Source organism: Microbispora sp. NPDC088329, from assembly GCF_040685655.1.
Classification (GTDB): domain Bacteria; phylum Actinomycetota; class Actinomycetes; order Streptosporangiales; family Streptosporangiaceae; genus Microbispora.
Window position 1 is genome coordinate 123,194 of record NZ_JBFBIP010000006.1, and the last position, 19,719, is coordinate 142,912.

Annotated in this window: 17 protein-coding genes and 2 tRNA genes; 11 read left to right on the forward strand and 8 right to left on the reverse strand. The window is 72.2% G+C overall.

Annotation, left to right across the window (positions count from 1 at the left end):
• The first annotated feature begins 131 nt into the window (after positions 1-131).
• The 4 genes from AB0O28_RS14480 to AB0O28_RS14495 all read left to right on the forward strand — a co-directional run bounded on the left by AB0O28_RS14480 (position 132) and on the right by AB0O28_RS14495 (position 3,508).
• On the forward strand, positions 132-854 hold the full coding sequence (locus AB0O28_RS14480; protein WP_363640056.1) for a hypothetical protein: 723 nt from the start codon (positions 132-134) through the stop codon (positions 852-854).
• Between the two features lie 155 nt (positions 855-1,009).
• A complete protein-coding gene (locus AB0O28_RS14485; RefSeq protein ID WP_363640058.1) occupies positions 1,010-2,008 on the forward strand; it encodes a YihY/virulence factor BrkB family protein in 999 nt (332 codons plus the stop codon).
• Positions 2,005-2,778 (forward strand): phosphatase PAP2 family protein, encoded by a 774-nt coding sequence (locus AB0O28_RS14490; protein WP_363640060.1) that lies wholly within the window; start codon positions 2,005-2,007, stop codon positions 2,776-2,778. Before AB0O28_RS14485 ends, AB0O28_RS14490 begins: the two co-directional genes overlap by 4 nt.
• Positions 2,771-3,508 (forward strand): phosphatase PAP2 family protein, encoded by a 738-nt coding sequence (locus AB0O28_RS14495; RefSeq protein ID WP_363640455.1) that lies wholly within the window; start codon positions 2,771-2,773, stop codon positions 3,506-3,508. The genes AB0O28_RS14490 and AB0O28_RS14495 overlap by 8 nt, the downstream gene beginning before the upstream one ends.
• Positions 3,509-3,546: 38 nt before the next feature.
• Here AB0O28_RS14495 and AB0O28_RS14500 read toward each other — a convergent pair whose 3' ends face one another.
• The 4 genes from AB0O28_RS14500 to AB0O28_RS14515 form a co-directional block, all read right to left on the reverse strand.
• On the reverse strand, positions 3,547-4,284 hold the full coding sequence (locus AB0O28_RS14500) for a hypothetical protein (RefSeq protein WP_363640062.1): 738 nt from the start codon (positions 4,282-4,284) through the stop codon (positions 3,547-3,549).
• 292 nt (positions 4,285-4,576) lie between these two features.
• A tRNA-Cys gene (locus AB0O28_RS14505) sits at positions 4,577-4,647 on the reverse strand.
• Positions 4,648-4,677: 30 nt separating this feature from the next.
• Positions 4,678-4,749: transfer RNA gene (locus AB0O28_RS14510), tRNA-Gly, on the reverse strand.
• A gap of 83 nt (positions 4,750-4,832) precedes the next feature.
• Positions 4,833-5,495, reverse strand: a complete 663-nt coding sequence (locus AB0O28_RS14515) for an ACT domain-containing protein (RefSeq protein WP_363640064.1) — start codon at positions 5,493-5,495, stop codon at positions 4,833-4,835.
• A 101-nt stretch (positions 5,496-5,596) separates the two neighbouring features.
• Between AB0O28_RS14515 and dusB the strand changes: the two genes are divergently transcribed.
• The 6 genes from dusB (at position 5,597) to AB0O28_RS14545 (ending at position 12,875) form a co-directional block, all read left to right on the forward strand.
• Positions 5,597-6,709, forward strand: coding sequence for a tRNA dihydrouridine synthase DusB (gene dusB, locus AB0O28_RS14520; protein WP_363640066.1), 1,113 nt, complete (start codon positions 5,597-5,599; stop codon positions 6,707-6,709).
• A 230-nt stretch (positions 6,710-6,939) separates the two neighbouring features.
• Positions 6,940-7,506, forward strand: coding sequence for a DUF4291 domain-containing protein (locus tag AB0O28_RS14525; RefSeq protein ID WP_363640068.1), 567 nt, complete (start codon positions 6,940-6,942; stop codon positions 7,504-7,506).
• A 133-nt stretch (positions 7,507-7,639) separates the two neighbouring features.
• Complete coding sequence (ccmA, locus tag AB0O28_RS14530; protein WP_363640070.1) at positions 7,640-8,266, forward strand: heme ABC exporter ATP-binding protein CcmA; 627 nt, start codon at positions 7,640-7,642, stop codon at positions 8,264-8,266.
• On the forward strand, positions 8,263-9,783 hold the full coding sequence (locus AB0O28_RS14535; protein ID WP_363640072.1) for a DUF6297 family protein: 1,521 nt from the start codon (positions 8,263-8,265) through the stop codon (positions 9,781-9,783). Before ccmA ends, AB0O28_RS14535 begins: the two co-directional genes overlap by 4 nt.
• 189 nt (positions 9,784-9,972) lie before the next feature.
• Positions 9,973-11,916 (forward strand): TRAP transporter fused permease subunit, encoded by a 1,944-nt coding sequence (locus tag AB0O28_RS14540; protein WP_363640074.1) that lies wholly within the window; start codon positions 9,973-9,975, stop codon positions 11,914-11,916.
• Positions 11,913-12,875, forward strand: a complete 963-nt coding sequence (locus tag AB0O28_RS14545; RefSeq protein WP_363640076.1) for a TAXI family TRAP transporter solute-binding subunit — start codon at positions 11,913-11,915, stop codon at positions 12,873-12,875. Before AB0O28_RS14540 ends, AB0O28_RS14545 begins: the two co-directional genes overlap by 4 nt.
• On the opposite strand, the gene AB0O28_RS14550 is transcribed toward AB0O28_RS14545, so the two are convergent.
• Both AB0O28_RS14550 and AB0O28_RS14555 read right to left on the reverse strand, forming a co-directional pair.
• The gene (locus AB0O28_RS14550; RefSeq protein ID WP_363640078.1) at positions 12,866-14,404 is read right to left on the reverse strand and encodes an MFS transporter; all 1,539 of its coding nucleotides are present in this window, start codon (positions 14,402-14,404) and stop codon (positions 12,866-12,868) included. The genes AB0O28_RS14545 and AB0O28_RS14550 overlap by 10 nt on opposite strands.
• Positions 14,405-14,597: 193 nt before the next feature.
• Positions 14,598-17,099, reverse strand: a complete 2,502-nt coding sequence (locus AB0O28_RS14555; RefSeq protein WP_363640457.1) for a DUF3516 domain-containing protein — start codon at positions 17,097-17,099, stop codon at positions 14,598-14,600.
• A gap of 138 nt (positions 17,100-17,237) precedes the next feature.
• On the opposite strand from AB0O28_RS14555, the gene AB0O28_RS14560 reads away from it, so the two are divergent.
• Positions 17,238-18,386 carry a histidine kinase gene (locus AB0O28_RS14560; protein WP_363640080.1) on the forward strand — a complete coding sequence of 383 codons (1,149 nt, stop codon included), beginning with the start codon at positions 17,238-17,240 and terminating at the stop codon, positions 18,384-18,386.
• Between the two features lie 141 nt (positions 18,387-18,527).
• On the opposite strand, the gene AB0O28_RS14565 is transcribed toward AB0O28_RS14560, so the two are convergent.
• Positions 18,528-19,205, reverse strand: coding sequence for a rhomboid family intramembrane serine protease (locus AB0O28_RS14565; protein ID WP_363640082.1), 678 nt, complete (start codon positions 19,203-19,205; stop codon positions 18,528-18,530).
• A 101-nt stretch (positions 19,206-19,306) separates the two neighbouring features.
• Positions 19,307-19,708: a nitroreductase family deazaflavin-dependent oxidoreductase gene (locus AB0O28_RS14570; RefSeq protein ID WP_363640084.1), complete on the reverse strand. Its 402-nt coding sequence runs from the start codon at positions 19,706-19,708 to the stop codon at positions 19,307-19,309.
• Between the last annotated feature and the right edge of the window lie 11 nt (positions 19,709-19,719).

A 19,719-nucleotide genomic window follows, 5' to 3' on the forward strand; every position in this document is an offset into this window, starting at 1 on the left:
GCAGCGGGTGATCGCAAGCGTGGATCAAGGGACGTGCAACCGGGCGCGCCTATCACTGGGGGCGTACGGACCACCCGGCGGCGACCGCCTGACCGGGACGCACTTTCCGCCCGCACTCACAGGAGACAGTAATGAAACGCCCCCTGCTCGCTCTGGCCACCGCCGCGATCTCCGGTCTGGCGGTGACGGCCCCGGTCACGCTCATGGCCGGGCCGGCCTCCGCGGGCGGCGACTACGGCCCGGACACCTGCCTGGAGGGTTACGTCTGGCGCGAGGCCCGCCCCAGTGACCACGTCTGTGTCAGCCCGCAGGAGCGTGCGCAGGTCCAGAAGGACAACGCCATCAAGGAGTCCCGCTGGGTCTCCGGGGCGAACGGCCCGCACACCTGCACGGAGGACTTCGAGTGGCGCAACGCGTTCCCCGGCGACGACGTGTGCGTCTTCGGCAAGGAGCGCATCGATGTCGAGGTGCAGAACCGCATCGCCGCCTCCCGTGTGGTCTCGGCCAAGCTGTGGGTCACCCGTTACACCGTCCCGCCGGTGGACAACGGCGACGGCACGGCGAGCAGCACCTCCGTCGACGACATCCCGCGCCTCAAGATCAACGGCGACCACTTCAACCTCGGCCAGGTCAGGCTCTACATCCGCTACACCAGCGGCAAGGTGTTCTGGAGCGGCACGGTGACCGCGAGCCGTCACACCGGGTACACCGCCGGGAGCTTCGGCAAGAAGACGGACGTGTTCGACTGCTCCGGCGGGGGCAAGCCGGCCAACGCCTACGCCCAGGCCCAGGACGTGATCTCCGGCCGCTGGTCCGCCAAGGTCCCGGTCACCGTCGGCTGCGCCGTCCTGTAGGGCCCGGCAGCCGCCGCGCCGAGAACCGCCGTGCGGCGGCCGGGGTTCCAATCAGCGTGATCGGGGTAGTCGGGGGGCCAGCGGGAACCCACCGGAGACCGGCCCGCGACCCGGCCTCCGGCGGGTTCCCACCCCCTGACGTGTGAGGGACTGACATGGGAACCGCGACCCCGGTGCCGGAGACCAGGAGCATGAGCGGCGACGAACTGTCGGCCGACGACGCCTATGCCGCCATGCGGCGGTACGGCGGCTGGCACCTCTTTCGGGACGCGTATGTCCGGTTCAGGTATGGCGACGGCACGAGCAACGCCCGCGCCCTCGCGTTCCAGACCTGCCTCGCGATCATCCCGGGAGCGATCGCCGTTGTCGGCCTGAGCTCGGTGCTGCACCAGGAACGCTTCGGCCGGCTCCTCGAGCTCACCCTTCGGCGCCTGACTCCCGGCGCGGGTTCGCAGGTCATCCAGGAGACGCTCAGCCAGAGCCACCACGCCTCGGGCGCGGGAGGGAAGCTGGCCCTGTGGCTCGGTCTGCTGACCGCGCTGGTGTCGCTGACCACCGCCATGGGCCAGTTCGAACGCGGGGCCAACCGCATCTACGGCATCGAGCGCGACCGCCCCTTCATCGCCAAATACGGCAGGGCGCTGCTGATGGCCGTCACAGCCGGCCTCCTCATGAGCGTCGGGTTCGTCATCCTGGTCGGCGGCGGCGCGGTCGGCGAGGCGGCGGCGGACGCCTACGGCTGGAGCGACACCACCGAGCGGTTGTGGGGCTGGCTGCGCTGGCCGGTCGGCTTCCTGCTCGCCGTCCTGTCGATCTCGGTGCTGTTCCGCTCCTCGCCCCGGCGCAAGCAGCCGGGCCACACCTGGCTCGCGGTCGGCGCGACGGTCGGTGTGCTGCTGTGGACGCTTTTCACCTGGCTGCTCGCGCTCTACACCGCCGGCAGCCACACGTTCGGCGCGACGTACGGCCCGCTCACGGCGGTCATGGCGCTGCTGCTGTGGTCGTTCCTCAGCTCGATGGCGCTCTTCCTCGGCCTGGCGTTCTCGGCACAGCTGGAGGCCTGTCGCGCGGGCCGCGGCGAGCCGGCCGAGCCCGACCCCGGCCCGGCGCCGGTCGTACGGCGGGAGCGGCAGGCGGCCGGGAGCGGCCGATGAGCTGGTGGCGCAGGCGGTTCGACCGCGAGCACCGGCTCGGCCTGCGGCTGACGGTGGCGACGGCGGCGCTGGCACTGATCGGGGTGCCGTTCACGGTGCTGCTGGTCTTCGTCAAGACCTCCTTCGGCCCGCTCACCGAGATCGACAAGGGAGCGGCGTGGGACCTGCACGCCTACGCGGTCGGCAATCCCGGGTTCGCCCGGCTGATGAGCCTGGTCAGCGATGTCTTCGCGCCGCTGACCTGGCGGATCGCGGTCGGCGCCGCGGTCGCCTGGCTGGTCTGGCGTCGCGCCTACCACCTGGCCCTGTGGGCGGTCACCACGATCACGGTCGGCGGCCTGCTCGGCCTCGCCCTGAAGGTCGTCGTCGCGCGGGCCCGGCCCAGCCTGCCGGACCCCGTCGCCATCGCCCCCGGCGCGTCGTTCCCCTCGGGACACACGGTCAACGCCGTGCTCGGCGCCGGGATCCTGCTGCTGCTCGTCCTGCCCCTCGTGCGGGAGCGTGGGCGGGTGCTCGCCTGGACGCTCGCCGTGCTGATCCCGCTGGCGGTGGGCTTCAGCCGGATCGCGCTCGGCGTGCACTGGTTCAGCGACGTGGTGGGCGGGCTGGTGTTCGGCGTGGCCGTGGTGGCCGCCACGGCGGCCGCCTTCGAGACCTGGCGCCGTCGTGACGTGGGCCGCCGGCCCGCCAAGCCGTTACGCGAGGGCGTCGGGCCCGAGGCCAAGAGGGCAATCACCCCCCAAGGAGGACGAATTGACCGCCGTGCATAAACCTGACACCCGGAGTGCCCGGTCGTCATCCGTCGCCGCGGAGGCGGCCCGGCGGGTCCTGCTCCCGCTCGTGCTCATGGCACTCGTCACCCTCGGGCTCGGCCTGCTGCTCACCAGGGTCCTGGAGCACTCGACGCTCATCGCGCAGGACGAGGCGGTCAGCCGTGAGATCGCCCAGGAGCGCACGCCGTTCTGGAACGAGGTGACCCACTACGCCTCGATGCTGTCCGACACCCCTGTGATCATCGTGGTGACGACGATCATGGCGATCCTCTTCCGGGTCGTCTACCGGCGCTGGCGGGAGTCGGTCTTCCTGGTGGCCGCCGTCTGCGCGCAGTCGGCGATCTTCCTGCTCGCGACCGTGTTCGCGCAGCGGGCCCGCCCGCACGTGCCGCACCTGGATCCCGCGCCGCCGACGTCCAGCTATCCGTCGGGGCACACCAGCGCCGCCGTCGCGTTCTACTGCGGCACCGCGCTCGTGCTGACCCTGCACACCCACCGCCACACGATCCTGAACGCGCTGTGGTGGCTGCTCGGCGCGGGAGCGGCCCTGGCGGTCGGCCTGGCCAGGCTCTACCGGGGCATGCACCATCTGACGGACGTGAGCTGGGGCTACGTGCTCGGGATCTTCTGCGTGGTCGTGCTCGCCCAGGCGCTGCTGCTGCGGCCGATCACGCGATCGCGGAGTGCGAGACCGAGGCGCGTCGTACGCGGCGCCGCGCTGACCTGACCGGTTCACGGAACGGCCGGGCGGGCGGTGGCGGGCGGTCAGGCCGACAGGCCGGTGAGGCGGCAGGCGTCCGCCCAGCGCGCGGGGTCGACCGCGGGCGGGGCGGGCTCGGTGGCGGGCGCGGCCGCGTCCCCGGCGCCGTTCCCGGCGGTGCTTCCGGCGGTGCTTCCGGTGGCGGGACGCAACAGGGCCCAGCAGTCGTCGATCGCGTCGGCCAGCAGATCGTGCAACAGCGGGTCGGGATCGGGCACGCATGCCTGGGCGATGCCCCGGACCGCCAACTGCACAGTGTTCGGCGCGGCGTACCTGCGGAAGCCCTTCGGTGATACCCGTACGCCACGGCCGAAGGTGTAGGCCCAGCGGGTGGCGTCAGGCACCTGGGCCAGCGCGTGCCTGCCGCGCTCGCTCAGGTCGCCGGCCGGGCGGCCCTCCAGCTCGGCGAGCACGTGCTCGGCCGACAGGATCGAGACCGCCATCGCGAGCTGGCGCTCGTGCGCCACGACCGGCAGCGCGGCGCAGGCCGAACACAGCGCGATCCGCGCGTCCAGGCGCGGATCGTCGCCCGTCAGACCGATCACCGACGGGATCAGCTCGGCCAGCCGGGGCCGGGCGGCGTCGGAGGTGTGGTCGTTGACGAGGCGGGCGAGACCGGCGAGCAGCGGGTGCGTGCACGACGGATGGTCGCTCCACCGCTCACCTGCGAGGTAGGACGCGAACTCCATGAAGCAGGCGCCCTTGCTGGGATTGCGATGCTTGCCACGAGACAGCATGGGCATCGCTGGGGGCATGTGACCGTGCACGAGCTACTCCACGCTAAATCGCCTATGGTGTCCCTTTCAGTGTGCGCCCGGCATGGGGCGTTGAGAAGGACCCTTACGCCGACTTGTCTCCCCGATGACAGAACGCACCAGTGTCGGGCGTACGGGCCGGCGCCGGTCGGTGGCACGGGCGTGGCGGGGATCGGGAACAGCCGGCGGTGTCCTCCACCGGGGCGGCTGGTGCGTGCGTCGCGTGACATGCGACGGCTCCCGGGAGCGTCGACGCCCGGGAGCCGGATCGGAAAAACAGAGGTGGAGACGGGATTTGAACCCGTGTACGCGGCTTTGCAGGCCGCTGCCTCGCCTCTCGGCCACTCCACCAGAGCGAGGCCCGTATGCGTGACCTCTCGGAGCGGAAGACGGGATTCGAACCCGCGACCCTCACCTTGGCAAGGTGATGCTCTACCACTGAGCCACTTCCGCGTCCGCCTTGCGGCGACGTGGCTACTGTACCGGGTTTTCGCCTGCGGTGTGTACTCGGCGACGCGTGCTCAGCGGTGGTCTGTTCAGAACGGGCGGGCGCTCGGTCTGCGGAACGCGCGGTCGGCTCCCCGCTCGATCGCGGGCAGGGTCAGGAAGATCTCCAGGATCCGGGTGAGCCGGTGCACCTCGTTGCGGTGGAAGTCCGGCCCCTCGGCCCTGGCCAGCATCAGCGCCAGCGCCAGCGGCGGCAGCGGTGCGACGATCACGTGCAGGCCGGACGGCAGCGTGAGGGCCGTCGGCCGGGACGGGGTCTCCTCCGGGAACGGAATGTCCTCGGGCGCCCGCCAGCTCGCGTACACGGTGACGCGTGGGTCCTTCTCGGTCGCCGCCGCGGCCCAGCCCGCGCTGAACAGCACCGGCATGGAGTCGATCAGCGTGCCGAGCGCGCGGTCGCCCGCCGTGGTGAGGAACTTCAGGATCTCCAGCTCGGGGTAGGTTCCGGGCGCCTCCCTGGTGCCCCAGACGCCCACGATCCGGACCCCGTCCATGTCCTCGAGAGCCCGTACGAGGTCTTCGCGGGGGGCGGCGTCGGGCCAGTAGACGGTGAAGTCGTCGAGGGCGCGGCCGTCGCCCCGGTCGAGCACCGTCAGCTGGGTGATGTCGGCGCCCGCGGATCCCAGGACCCCGGTCACCTGACTCAGCGAGCCAGGACGATCTGGCAAGGCGATTCTCAGCCGCAGCAGCATGACGACCTCCCCACCGCCGGTCCAGGTCAGATTAACCGGGGCGAAAGCCGTACGTCCACGATCTTGTACGGCTCACAGCCGGCAGCGGGGAAAATGAACGGGTGAGAATCGGCGCGCTCGAGGTCTGGCCCCCGGTGGTGCTCGCTCCCATGGCGGGCATCACGAACATCGGTTTCCGCACCCTGTGCAGGGAACAGGGCGGCGGCCTGTTCGTGTCCGAGATGATCACTTCGCGGGCGCTGGTCGAGCGGGTGCCGCTGACGTTCCAGATGATCCGGTTCGGCCCGCAGGAGTCGCCCCGGAGCATCCAGCTGTACGGGGTCGACCCCGCCGTCATCGGCAAGGCCGCACGGATGATCGCCGAGGAGGACCTGGCCGACCACATCGACCTCAACTTCGGCTGCCCGGTGCCCAAGGTCACCCGCAGGGGCGGCGGGTCGGCCCTGCCGTACAAGCGGAACCTGCTGCGCGCCATCCTGCGCGAGGCGGTCGCCGGGGCCGGGCCGCTGCCGGTCACGATGAAGATGCGCATGGGCATCGACGAGGACCACCTGACCTACGTCGAAGCGGGACGGATCGCGGTGGAGGAGGGCCTCGCCGCCGTCGCCCTGCACGCCCGCACGGCCCGCCAGCACTACGGCGGCACGGCGCACTGGGACGCGATCAAACGGTTGAAGGACGCGGTGCCGGAGATTCCGGTGCTGGGCAACGGCGACATCTGGAGCGCCGACGACGCCCTGCGCATGGTCGCCGAGACCGGCTGCGACGGGGTGGTGATCGGCCGGGGCTGTCTGGGACGGCCATGGCTGTTCCGCGACCTCGACCTGGCCTTCCGCGGCTCGGCCGAGCGCACCCGGCCCCGTCTGGGGGAGGTCGGCGCGATGATGCTGCGCCACGCCGAGCTGCTCTGCGAGGTCATCGGCAGCGAGCGGCACGGCCTGGCCGACTTCCGCAAGCATGTCGGCTGGTATCTCAAGGGCTTCGTCGTCGGAGCCGAGACCCGCCGCGCGCTCACCTCGGCCGACCGGCTGTCCGAGATGGCCGAGCGGGTCGCCGAGCTGGACGCGGACCAGCCCTGGCCGGACGAGGCCGACGGCCCCCGCGGCAAGAGCGGCGAGAGGTCGAAGGTGTCGCTGCCGCACGGCTGGCTGGACGACCCCGACGACATGACGATCCCCGGCGCGGGAGCGGAGGACCCCACCTCCGGCGGCTGATCTCTACCGGTGCGCCCGGGCGCCTGCGGACCGTTGGGGTCGTGCCGGAGGCGAGCTGTGAGGCCGGCCCCCGGTCGCGCCCGCGCGCCCCTCCGCGCGGACACGGTCACGCCCACGCGGCTGACGGACTGCGCGGCTGGGAGGCTGCGCGGCTGGGAGGCTGCGCGGCTGACGGACTGCGCGGGAAAAGGCTTTGCGCCGCGGAGCCGGCCGATGACAGGGTGCTCGGCGTGTCGCCGCAGTACCAGGTCCGGGCCGACTACGACGCCGAGACGATCGTGGTCTATCAGGCGTACCCGGCGGCCGTGGCCGACCCGGCCCTGAGGGCCAAGCGGTTCGTGGCGCCCTTCTCGTTCACCCGCATGACGTGGATCAAACCGTCGTTCCTGTGGCTCATGCACCGCAGCAACTGGGGGCGCAAGGCCGGGCAGGAACGTGTTCTTTCCGTACGGATGACACGGGAGGGATGGCACGAGGCACTCTCCCGGGCGGTGCTGACGACCGCGGATCCCCTGACAGTCGGCCGGGCGGCGGTGCACGTCCAGTGGGATCCCGAGCGCTCGTTGCGCGGGGCGCCGCTCAACCACTACAGCATCCAGGTCGGCATTGGTCGTGGGTTGATCCGTACGTTCGCGGACGAGTGGGTCGTCGACCTGACCGACCTCACCCCGCGGGTCCGCAGGATCGCGAGCCTGGCGCAGAGCGGGCAGGCGGCGAAGGCCCAGCGGCTGCTGCCTCCCGAGCGCGTCTACCCGATGCCCGAGGAGATCGCACGACGGCTGCTCATCGGCCGGTGACGAGGCGGTGCGCCCGCCGGCCGTCGGCGCGTCGGCCGGCCGGGCAGCGGTTCGAGGAGGCCCGAACGGACGGTCGCGATCGGTCCCATCGGCCCCACACGCCGCTCGAGGACGGGCGGCGTAGGCTCGGGCCATGGCGAACGCGATCATCACGGCCCGCGGAATCGGGCTGGATCTGGGCGGTGTGCCCGTGCTGCGCGGCGTCGATCTCACCGCGGCTCCGGGTGAGATCGTCGCCGTCATGGGCGAGAACGGCGTCGGGAAGTCCACGCTGCTGCGCTGCCTGGCCGGCCTGCACTCCTCGCCCCGCGGCGAGATCGACGTCCTCGGCGGGCCGCCCGCCGACCTTCCGGAGTTCTGGCGGCACGTCGTGCAGGCCGGCGACGAGCCCGCCTGGTATCCGGGCCTGAGCGTCCGCGAACACCTGGAGCTGATGAGTGCGGTCCAGCGGGACGCCCGCCTGACGGTCGACGAGGCGCTGGAGACCTTCGAACTGAGCGCCCGGTCGGATCTCGCCCCGTTGTCGCTGTCCACGGGCCAGCGGCAGCGGCTGTCGCTGGCGATGACACTGCTCCGGCCGAGCCGCCTGCTCCTGCTCGACGAGCCGGAGCGCGGCCTGGACACCGGCTTCAGACAGCGCTTGGCGGAGATCCTGCGCGGCTACGCCGCCGAGGGCGGCACGGTGGTGATGGCCACCCACGACGAGCGCCTGGCACAGGACGCGGGAGCCCGAGTGATCACGTTGCGGGCGGCGTCGTGATCCCGGCGACCGCGCGGGCGCACCCCGCCCTCGCCTACCTGCGCGCCCACCGTGGGCGGCCGGCGACCTGGTCGGACCGCTACACCAGGGTCTTCGGCCTGCTCGTCGCCGCCGCGGTGCTCGGCCGCCCCGTCGCCGACGCGCTCGCCGGGCTCGCCCGTCACGCCGACCCCGCGCGGCTCGGCGCCGGGCTCGCCCTGGTCGCGGCGGCCTACGCGGGACTGCTCGCCCTGGCGCGGGCGCTCGGCCCCGTCGTGCTGCCCGCCGCCGACGCCGCATGGCTGGTGACGTCGCCGCTGCCCCGCCGGGCCGTGCTCGGCCGTACGGTGCTGCTCCTGCTGTCGGCGGCGGCGCTCGCCGGGGCGGCGCTCGGCCTGGCCGCGCTGTCGGTGTTCGGAGCCCCCGATCAGCTCGGCGCGCGCCTCGCGGCGGCGCTGCTGCTCGGCGTCGCGGCGAGCGTGGGCGGCATGGCCACGGCGGTGCTCGGCCAGCAGTCCCCGGCGTCGGACGCCCGGCTGCAGTTCCTGATCGCCGGGGCCGTTTCCGTGGCCGTGCTCGCGGCCGTGCTCGGCGCGGGCCCCGGCCGCCGGATCCTCGCCGCCGTCGCCGAGGCGCCCGCGTCTCTCGGCGCGGCGGTCGCGGGCCTCGCCTCCGTCGTGGCCGCCTTCCTCGTACGGCGGGCCTGGGCGGCGCTCGACCGCATCCCCGCCCGCGAGATCCTGGCCTCCTCGACCCGGACGGCGCGGGTGACCTCGGCGGCGACCCTGCTGGATCCGGGGATGCTCACCTGGGTCGCGGAGGACGTCCACTGGCGCGGCCGGGCGTTGCGGTCCCGCCCCTGGCCCCGCCTGGTGTCGCGGCTCGGCCCGGCGCCCGCGCTGGCCTGGCAGGAGTGGCTGCGGGTGGCCAGGCGGCCGGGCCGCCTGGCGGCGCTGCTCGGCGCGGCGGCGCTGCCCGCCGTCTGCGCGGACGCCACCGGAGGCGCGATCGGGCCTGCCGCCGGCGTGCTGCTGTGCGGGGCGCTGACCGCGGCCGCGATGTGCACCGGAGGGGTCCGGCGCGACGGCGGCGACCCGGCCCTGGCCCGGATGCTGGCCGTGGACGGCAGGGCCGCGACGGCGGCCAGGTCGGTGCTGCCCGCGCTGCTGGCCGCGTCCTGGTCGGCGCTCGCCCTGGCGGGCCTGCAGGCCACGGGCGCGCTGCCGCCGGGGGCCTGGTGGGCGCTCGGGCCCGCCGCCGCCCCCGCGCTCGCCGCGGGGGCACTGCGAATGGCGCGGCGGCGGCCGGTCGACCACTCCATGCCGGTCATCGACACCGGGGGCGGCCCGGTGCCGACCGGGCCGCTCCTCTGGGCGGCGACCGGCGTGGACCTCGCGCTGCTCGGGTCGCTGCCCGCGCTCGCCGCGCTGGCGTCACGGCCCGCCCTGGTCGCGCCGTATGTCGCGGCGCAGGCCGTCGCCGGGGCCGTGGTGCTCGCCTCCTACATCCTGCGGTCGAGCCGCGGAAACCGCACGTGAAAGCGGGGTGCGGGGCCCTGGATCGGTCATGGCCCACGCGGTGCTGAATCCGGCGCGCGTCATCCTCGCGGCGGGCCGGTGACAGCGGAACTACGGTCTGTGACCGGACTGTGATCCGGATGATGACTCCGCGAAGTCAACTTCGGCGTACCTTGCGGTCAAGGGGTTGTCGCATCGCAGGGGAGACGCGTGACCGAGACCCGGCACGAGACGTCGGCGGAGGACCTCGTCGCCGAGTTCGACGCGGAGCGTCCCGCCCGGCGCCTGTCCGGCCGCCCGGCGGCACTCGTCACGATCGTCGCGCTGGCCCTGTCGCTCTACGCGCTGTACCAGACCTTCCGGCCGGGGCCGGTCCTGCCCTACCGGATGGCGTTCCTGGCCGCGGTGCTGCCGTCGGCCTTCGTCTGCTACAAGGCGCGGCGCGGGGGCCGGGACAGGCCCGGCGTGCTCGACTGGGTGCTCGCGGCGCTGTCCCTGGCGGTCTGCGCGTATCCGCTCGTCGTCTTCGACGACCTCATCCGCCGGGCGTTCGCGCCGACGCCGCTCGACGTGGCGGCGGGCGCGCTGCTCACGCTGCTGCTCCTGGAGGCGTGCCGCAGGACCGTCGGCTGGATCCTGCCCGTCGTGTGCCTGCTGTTCGTCGCCTACGCCTACTACGGCGGCTACCTGCCCGCCGACTGGGCGCTGGGCCACCGGGGCTACGACCTGGACCGGATCGTGGCGGCGTTCACGATGGGCACCGAGGGGGTGTACGGCGTGCCCCTCGACGTCGCGGCGACCTACATCATCCTGTTCACGATCTACGGAGCCGTGCTCGACGCCTCGGGGGCGGGCAGGTTCTTCGTCGACGTCTCCTTCGCCGCCTTCCGCCGTTCGCGCTCCGCGCCCGGGCGGACCGTCACGCTCGCGGGGTTCCTGCTCGGCACGGTGAGCGGTTCCGGCGTGGCGACGACGGTGAGCGTGGGCAGCGTGGCCTGGCCGATCCTGCGCCGGGCCGGTTATCCGCGCGAGCAGGCCGGGGGAGTGCTGGCGGCCGCGGGCATCGGCGCGATCCTGTCGCCCCCCACGCTGGGCGCGGCGGCGTTCATCATCGCGGAATACCTGCGGGTGAGCTACCTGACCGTGCTCGTCTACGCCACGATCCCGACCGTTCTGTATTACCTGGGCGTCTTCCTCGCGATCGAGATGGACGCGCGCAGGTACGGCACGCGGGCCGCTCCGGTGGACAGCGGTGGTCCCTGGCCGATGGTCAGGCGCTTCGGCTACCACTTCAGCTCGCTGTTCGTGATCATCGTCCTGATGGCCATCGGGCAGTCGCCGTTCCGCGCGGTCGTGTACGCCACGCTGCTGGCCTTCGCGCTGTCGTTCCTGGACCGCACTCCCGGCGGCGAGAATCGGCTGACCCCGCGCCGGGCCGTACGGGCCCTGGCGGCGGGCGCCACCGGGGTGGTGCCGGTCGCGGTCACCTGCGCGGCGGCGGGGACGATCGTCGGCGTGGTCACGCTCACCGGGCTCGGGCTGAAGGCCGGCTCGCTGATCGTCGGCCTGTCCGGCGGGAACCTCGCGGCCACCGCCGTGGCCTGCGCGCTGGCCGTGCTGCTGCTCGGGCTGGCCGTGCCGGTCACGGCGTCCTTCGTCATCGCCGCCGTGATCATCGGTCCCGCGCTGCTCGGCCTCGGCGTCACCCCGGCCGAGGCGTACATGTTCATCTTCTACTACGCCGTGCTGTCCGAGGTGAGCCCGCCGACGGCGCTGTCGGCCTTCGCCGCCTCGGCGATCACCGGCGGCAACGCGCACCGCACGATGTGGGCCACCTGGAAATACACGCTTCCGGCGTTCCTCGTGCCGTTCGCGTTCGTGCTCACGCCGTCCGGCGCGGCCCTGCTGGCGCAGGGCCCGATCGGCGAGGTCCTGCTCGCCGCGGCCGTGTCGGCGCTGGCCGTGGCCGTGCTCGCGGTGGCCACCGGCGGCTGGATCGCCGGCCCCGCGGGGCCGGTCGAGCGGGGCCTGTGCGCGGTGGCCGCGGTCCTGCTGCTCGTCCTGTCGCCGGTGCCCGTGCTGGCCGGGCTGGGCGTCGCGGCCCTGGCGCTGGCCGTCCATCTCGTCCGCAGACACAGGGAGGCGCACCCGTGAGGTTCAGGCTCGTGACGGCACTGGCCGTCACCGCGGCACTGCTGGCCGGTGGCTGCGGCGGTGACCGGTCGGCCACCAAGGGCGGCACGGGCGGCGGGGCCCGCCTGTCGATCGCCACCGGCAACACCACCGGCGTCTACTACGTGCTCGGCGGCGGGCTCGCCGAGTTGATCGACAAACACCTGCCGGGCCATCGGGCGACCGCGGAGGCCACCGGCGCTTCGGTGGAGAACATCCAGCGTGTGATCAGGGGACAGTCGGACATCGCCTTCACGCTCGCGGACACGGCCGCCGACGCGGTCGAGGGCACCGGCGCCTTCACCGCCCCGCAGCCGATCCGCGCGCTCGCCCGGCTGTACGGCAACTACACGCATGTGATCGCCCGGACCGACGCCGGGATCACGTCCGTCGCCGGCCTGCGCGGCAAGCGCGTCTCGACGGGCTCGCCGAACTCGGGAACGGAGGTGATCGCGCTGCGGCTTCTCGCCGCCGCCGGGCTCGACCCGGACAAGGACGTGAAACGTCAGGCGCTGTCGCTGCCCGAGACCGTGCAGGGGCTCAAGGACGGCACCCTCGACGCGCTGGTGTGGTCGGGCGGGCTGCCCACCTCGGGCATCACCGACCTCGTGACGAGCATGGGGGACGAAGTGACCTTCGTGCCGCTGAACGACGTGCTGCCCGCCGTGCGCGCCGCCCACGGCCCCGTCTACACCGAGGGCGTGATCCCCAAGGAGGCGTACGGCACGCCGTCCGACGTGCCGGCCATCGTCGTGCCGAACCTCCTCGTGGTGAACGCGGCGATGGACGCGAAGCTCGCGGAGGACCTCACCCGGCTGATCTTCGATCACAAGGCCGATCTGGAGAAGGTGCACGTGTCGGCCAGGGAGATCACCCTGGCCGACGCGCCGAAGACCGGCCCGGTACCGCTCCACGAGGGTGCCAGGAGGTTCTACGGCTGACGCCGCACGGCCTCGTGTTCGGTGCTGTCGTCGCCGGCCGCGGGACTCGCCGGGGTGGACGGTGCTCCACCGGGACCGGTTATGCGCAGGTCGGGCATGAGGACCACGGCGGCCAGGGCGAGCAGGCCGCTGACGGCGCCGATCGAGGCCAGCGTGGTGCCGATCCCCCCGGTGAGGGGTGTCTCGCCGCCGTGGGCGAGGTGGTGGGCGAGCAGGGACTGGCTGACAGCCAGGCTGACGGCGCCCCCGAGTTGCTTGGTGAGCATGGAGCCCGCCGTCGCCGTGCCGATGTCGGAGCGGGGGACGCTGTTCTGGGCGACGATGCTGGCGCCGCCCATGGCCGGCCCGGTTCCGAGACCGATGAGGAGCAGGCAGGCGGCGATCAGCGGCGTGGAGGTGCCGGCGCCGAGGGTGAGGAACGGCAGGCTTCCCGTGGTCAGCAGGGCCGCACCGAGAAGGAGCGCGGGCTTGGGGCGTGCGGTGCGCATGACGGCCGCGGCGGTCAGGCGGTTGCCGAGGACCATTCCCACGAGCATGGGCAGAAGGAGCAACCCGGACGCGGTGGCGGAGTAGCCGCGGACGTGCTGCAGATAGAGGGTCACGAAGATGCCGAAAGGCAGGCTGGCGGCGTGGAAGAAGAAGCCGGCGGCGACGATCGCCGCGTAGGCGCGGTGGCGGAACAGGTGCAGGGGCAGGATCGGCACCGGGGCGCGCCGTTCGAGGGCGATCAGCATCGCCAGGAGGACGGCTCCCGCCAGCAGGGGCCCGGCGACCGATAGGTCGAGCCAGGAACGGGACGAGCCGTTGCCCTTGAGGCTGAGCGCGAGCAGGACCAGCGACAGCCCCGCGGTGAGCAGCACGATCCCCGGCAGGTCGATCCGGCCCGTGCCGGTGGCCTCGGGACGGGAGCGGGGCAGCAGGACGACCAGGAGCGCGGCGGCGGCCAGGCCGATGGGAAGGTTGAGCAGGAACGCCCATCGCCAGCTCGCCAGGTCGGTCAGAACGCCGCCCAGGAGGGGACCGCCGATCATCCCGACGATGAACATGCCGGCGACGACCGACTGCATGCGGACCATCGCGGCCATCCGGGTGGGCGGGTACAGGTCGCGGACGACGGACATGCCGACGGTGAGCAGCGCTCCGGCGCCGATCCCCTGGACGGCGCGGGAGACGATCAGCATGGCGATCGAACCGGCGATGCCGCAGGCCAGCGACCCGCCCAGGAAAACGCCCAGACCGAGCAGCAGCGGGCGGCGCCGGCCGTACAGGTCGGAGAAGCGGCCGTACAGCGGGACGGTCACGGTGGAGGTGAGCAGGTAGGCGGTGACCACCCACACGTACCAGGCGTCGGTGCCGCCCAGTTGCGCCACGATCCGGGGCATCGCGGTGCCGGTGACGGTGCCGTCCAGCATGCTCAGGAAGACCGTTCCGAGCACCGCGCCAGTGATCAGCCTGCGGCACCGGTCGGACAGAGTGTCGTAACCATTCGTCGGCCGGTCACGGAGACCGGCGCGTTGTCGGATTGTCATGCGCTCAAGCTACGGAGTGAGTACTCACTCCGTCAATACCGAGTGAGCACTCACTCCGTTCGCATGAGCCGTCGTGGGGCGAAAGATGAGCGGGCAGGCGAGAGCCCCGCGCGCCGAGCGGCGCACGGGGCTCGTCTTCTGTTCGTCCGGTGATCGGGCGCACGGGCGGAGGGGACCGCCCGCGGCGCCGGCGTCAGAGGCGGGTGAGGCCGATGACGTGGAGGACGGCGTGGCCCTCCTCGTCGGAGGCGGCCAGGTCCACCTCCGCGCCGATGCCCCAGTCGTGGTTGCCGGCCGGGTCGTCGATGATCTGACGCACCCGCCACAGCTCCTTCTCCTCCTCGATGAGCAGGAGGGCGGGGCCGCGGGCGGCCGGGCCGGTGAGGACCTCGTCGTGCTCCTCGTAGTAGGCGTCCAGGCCCGCGCCCCAGTCGACGTCGGGGTAGAGCTCGACCAGCTCCTCCTCGCGGTCCAGCGCGGCGAGCTCCACCATCCGGAACATCGCGTTGCGGACCAGCACGCGGAAGGCGCGCGCGTTGGCGGTGACCGGACGCGTCCTGGTCTCCAGCTCCTCCCCGGCCGCCAGCGCCTCGGCGGGGTTGGCCAGCTTCTCCCACTCGTCGATGAGGCTGGAGTCCACCTGGCGCACCAGCTCGCCGAGCCATTCGATGAGGTCGACGAGGTCGTCGGTCTTCAGGTGCTCGGGCACCGTCTTCGACAGCGTCCGATAGGCGTCGGCCAGGTAGCGCAGCACCGTGCCCTCCGAGCGGGCCAGCTCGTAGAACTGGATGTACTCGGTGAAGGTCATGGCCCGCTCGTACATGTCGCGCACGATGGTCTTGGGGCTGACGACGTGGTCGCCGACCCACGGGTGACCGCGCCGGTAGGTCTCGTACGCGCCGAAGAGCAGATCGGCCAGCGGCATGGGGTGGGTGATCTCGGCGAGGCGCTCCATCCGCTCCTCGTACTCGATGCCGTCGGCCTTCATCTGGGCGACCGCCTCGGCCCTGGCCTTGTTGAGCTGGGCGTGCAGGATCTGCCGGGGGTCGTCCAGCGTCGACTCGACGATCGAGACCATGTCCAGCGCGTACGTCGGGGATTCGCGGTCGAGCAGCTCGAAGGACGCCAGCGCGAAGGTCGACAGCGCCTGGTTGAGCGCGAAGTCCTCCTGCAGGTCGACGGTGAGCCGGGCCATCCGGCCGTGCTCGTCGGGCTCGGCGAGCTTCTCCACGATGCCGCCGGCCAGCAGCGAACGGTAGATCGCGATGGCGTGGCTGATGTGGCGGCGCTGGGCCTTGCGGTCCTCGTGGTTGTCGGTGAGCAGCCGCTTCATCGCCTGGAAGCAGTCGCCGGGCCGGTTGATGATCGACAGCAGCATGGCGTTGCTGACCTTGAACCGGGAGGTCAGCGGCTCGGGCTCGGCCGTCTGGAGCTTTTCGAAGGTGTCCTCGCTCCAGCCGACGAAGCCCTCCGGCGGCTTCTTGCGGGCGTACCCGCGGCGCCGTTTGGGGTCGTCGCCGATCTTCGCCAGCGCCCGCTCGTTCTCGATGACGTGGTCGGGCGCCTGGCACACGACGTACCCGACCGTGTCGAAGCCGGCCCGGCCGGCCCGTCCGGCGATCTGGTGGAACTCCCGCGCCCGCAGCCGCCGCACCTTGGTGCCGTCGAACTTCGACAGCGCGGTGAACAGCACGGTGCGGATCGGGACGTTGACCCCCACGCCGAGCGTGTCGGTGCCGCAGATGACCTTCAGCAGGCCCGCCTGGGCGAGGCGTTCCACCAGGCGGCGATACTTCGGCAGCATGCCGGCGTGGTGCACGCCGATGCCGTGCCGTACGAGCCGGGACAGGGCCCGGCCGAAGCGGGTGGTGAAGCGGAAGTTGCCGATGAGGGCGGCGATGGCCTCCTTCTCGGCCTTGGTGCACATGTTGATGCTCATGAGCGCCTGGGCGCGCTCCATCGCCGCGGCCTGCGTGAAGTGCACGACGTACACCGGGGCCTGCTGCGTGGACAGCAGCTCCTCCAGCGTCTCGTGCAGGGGAGTGGTCCGGTAGGAGTAGATCAGCGGCACCGGACGCTCGGCGTGCTTGACGACGCTCGTGGGGCGGCCGGTGCGACGGGTGAGGTCGGTCTGGAAGCGCTCGACGTCTCCCAGTGTGGCCGACATCAGCACGAACTGCGCCTGCGGCAGCTCCAGCAGCGGCACCTGCCAGGCCCAGCCGCGGTCGGGCTCGGCGTAGAAGTGGAACTCGTCCATGATCACGGTGCCGACGTCGGCGTCCGCGCCGTCCCGCAGCGCGATCTGGGCGAGGATCTCGGCGGTGCAGCAGATGACGGGCGCGTCGGCGTTCACGGTGGCGTCGCCGGTCATCATGCCGACGTTCTCGGTGCCGAACAGCGCGCACAGGTCGAAGAACTTCTCCGACACCAGAGCCTTGATCGGCGCGGTGTAGAAGCTGATCTCGTCCCGGGCCAGCGCCGCGAAGTGCGCTCCGGCGGCGATCAGGCTCTTGCCCGAGCCCGTGGGCGTGGACACGATCACGTTGTTGCCGGAGACGACCTCGATCAGGGCCTCCTCCTGTGCGGGATAGAGCGTGAGCCCCCGATCCGCGTTCCAGGACACGAACGCGTCGAACAGCGCGTCCGGGTCGGAGACGGGTTCGGATCCGGACGGAAGACGGCGGAGGAGGCTCATGCTTTCGCTCACGCCTCTTATCCTGCCCAAGACGGGTGACTGTTTCGACCGCCCCGACCTACGGCAAGGTGTGGCACAGCTACGTCAAAGGGGTGTGGCGCTGCATGAAGCCGCAGGTCAAACCCACAAACTAGCGGTATGGGGGAGAAGTGGGCCGGGCTCGCCGCGCGCCGGGAGGCGGCGGCCGACGTGCTGCTCGCCGTCGCCGTCCTCGCCTTCGCGGTGCCTGCGGTGGTGTTCGGCCGCTCCTTCCCGGCCCTGCCGTTCCTCGCCGTGCCGTGGTGGGCGCAGATCGCCACGGCGGGCGCGACGGCCGCGACCATGCTGGTGCGGCGCAGCGCGGCCTGGCCGATGATCGCGGCCGCCGTCGCCTGCGCCGTGCTCGTGGGCCAGAGCATGCCGCTGATGCTGGCGGCGTACTCGATGACGGCGCAGAACACCGTGCGCCGATGGCCGTGGTCGGCCACGGTGCTGGCGGGGGTCTACGCGCTGACCGACTGGGCGAGCCCCTATACCGACAGACTGCCCGTCGCCGTCGCGATACGGGCGGTCACGCTGATCTTCCTGCCCGCGCTGGTGGGCACCTGGGTGTGCCGCTACCGTGCGATGATCCGCGAGCTGCGGGCGGGCGTGCGGGCGCGGGAGGAGCGCGCCGCCGCCCAGGAACGCCGCCGCATCGCGGGTGAGCTGCACGACACGGTGACACACGCGGTCACGGTGATGGTCCTCAACGCCGGTCTCATCCAGGACGCCGACGAGCTCGACGAGATCCGCAAGCTGGCCAGGAACATCGAGGACAAGGGGGTGCGGGCGCTGACCGAGCTGCGTGAGCTGCTCACGGCGCTGCGGCGCAAGGACCTGCCGCCCTCGGCGGAGAGCGTCGAGGGGATACCCCGCCTCGTCGAGGAGAGCAGGGCCACCGGCCTGCGCGTCGCCCTGCACTACGACGTGCCGGAGGAGGCGCTGTCGCGGCAGGCCGGCCACGCCTGCTACCGCGTCGTCCAGGAGGGCCTCAACAACGTGCGCAAACACGCGCCGGGGACCGATGTTCAGGTGGTCTGCGAGGCTCACGGAGACATGCTGAACGTGTCGGTGGTCAACAGCGGCAAGAGCCGGGCCGTGCCGGTCCGGGTGCCGGCCGACGCGGGCGGCGGCTACGGACTGCCCGGCCTGCGCGAGCGTGTCGCGCTGGTGGGCGGGCGGCTCACCAGCGGTCCGACCGCCGAGGGCGGGTTCGCGCTCACCGCGCACATTCCCTTCCACTCGCCCGACCAGGCCGAACTCTGACCCGGCGATCAGACGCCGGCAGGGCCTTGAGCTCGCGCGGGGCGCCGCGATAGCCGTACGGCCGGCACTGCTGAACGACGACGGGCCGGCGGGCGCCTTCCCGCGGGACGTCGGCGACCTCCCCGACAGCCCCGCGCGGGATCAGAGACCGAGGTCTTCGATCTCCTTGAGGAGCGCGGATCGGGAGTCGCCCGGGGCGCTTCCCCCGGCCTCTGTGCCGGTGCCCTTGCCGGAGACGGCGGCGCGGCGGTCGCGGAACAGGTAGCCGCCGAGGATGCCGCCCGCGAAACCGAAGACGTGGGCCTGCCAGCCGATGCCCTCGGCCGGCAGCAGCCCGGCGAACTGGTAGGCGAAGCACAGGCCCATGACCAGGCCGATGACGATGTCGATCAGGTGCCGGTCGAAGGCTCCACGCACGAGCACGTACCCGAAGTAGCCGAACACCAGCCCGCTCGCGCCCGCGCCGACGGTGGAGGAGTCGGCGGTGAACCACGAGCCGAGCCCGCTGGCGACGGCGATCAGCCCGGTCACGCCGAGGAAGCGCCGCACGCCCCGGTAGGCGGCGAGGAACCCGAAGATGAACAGCGGCCCGGAATTGCCCTCGATGTGCGCCCAGCTCCAGTGGAGGAGCGGCGCGGAGACGATCCCGGGCAGCCGCCCGACGTCCCATGGCCTGATTCCGTAGCTGTAGCTGAGCGAGTAGGCCGAGGCCCAGTTGGCCACCTGCACGACCCATATCAGCGCCAGGAAGCCGACCATGACCCAGAAGGCCTTCCGGGCCTCGGCGAGCATGATTTCGGCGGTGCGGCCGTCGCTCAAGGAACCTCCCCCGTCACTGAGGATCACGCGGAGAAGATACCGCCGACGGCCGCACGAGTCACTGGGCGGCGGTGCCGGGAGCCCGGCGCGCCCTCGTGCGCCTACGCGCGTTCGATGACGACGATCGGGATCTCCCGGTCGGTCTTGGTGGTGTACTCGTCGTAGGCGGGCCATGTGGCGGCCATCGTCCGCCACATGTCCGGTCGCTCCTCGGGCGTCGCCGTACGGGCGCGCGCCGTGAACCTGTCCCCCTTTATCTGGAACTCCACCTCGGGGTCGGCCTGGAGGTTGAGGTACCACAGCGGGTGCTCGTCGGCTCCGCCCTTGGAGGCGACCACCAGGTAGGCGTCGCCGTACGGCTGGTAGATCAGCGGGGTGCTGCGGGGCTGTCCCGACTTGCGGCCCTTGGTCGTCAGGATGGCCACGGTGGTGCCCTCCCAGTCGTGGCCTTCCTCGCCGTCGGTCTCGATATAGCGCTTGACGTGTTCCTGTCCGAAAAGCATGGTCGATCACC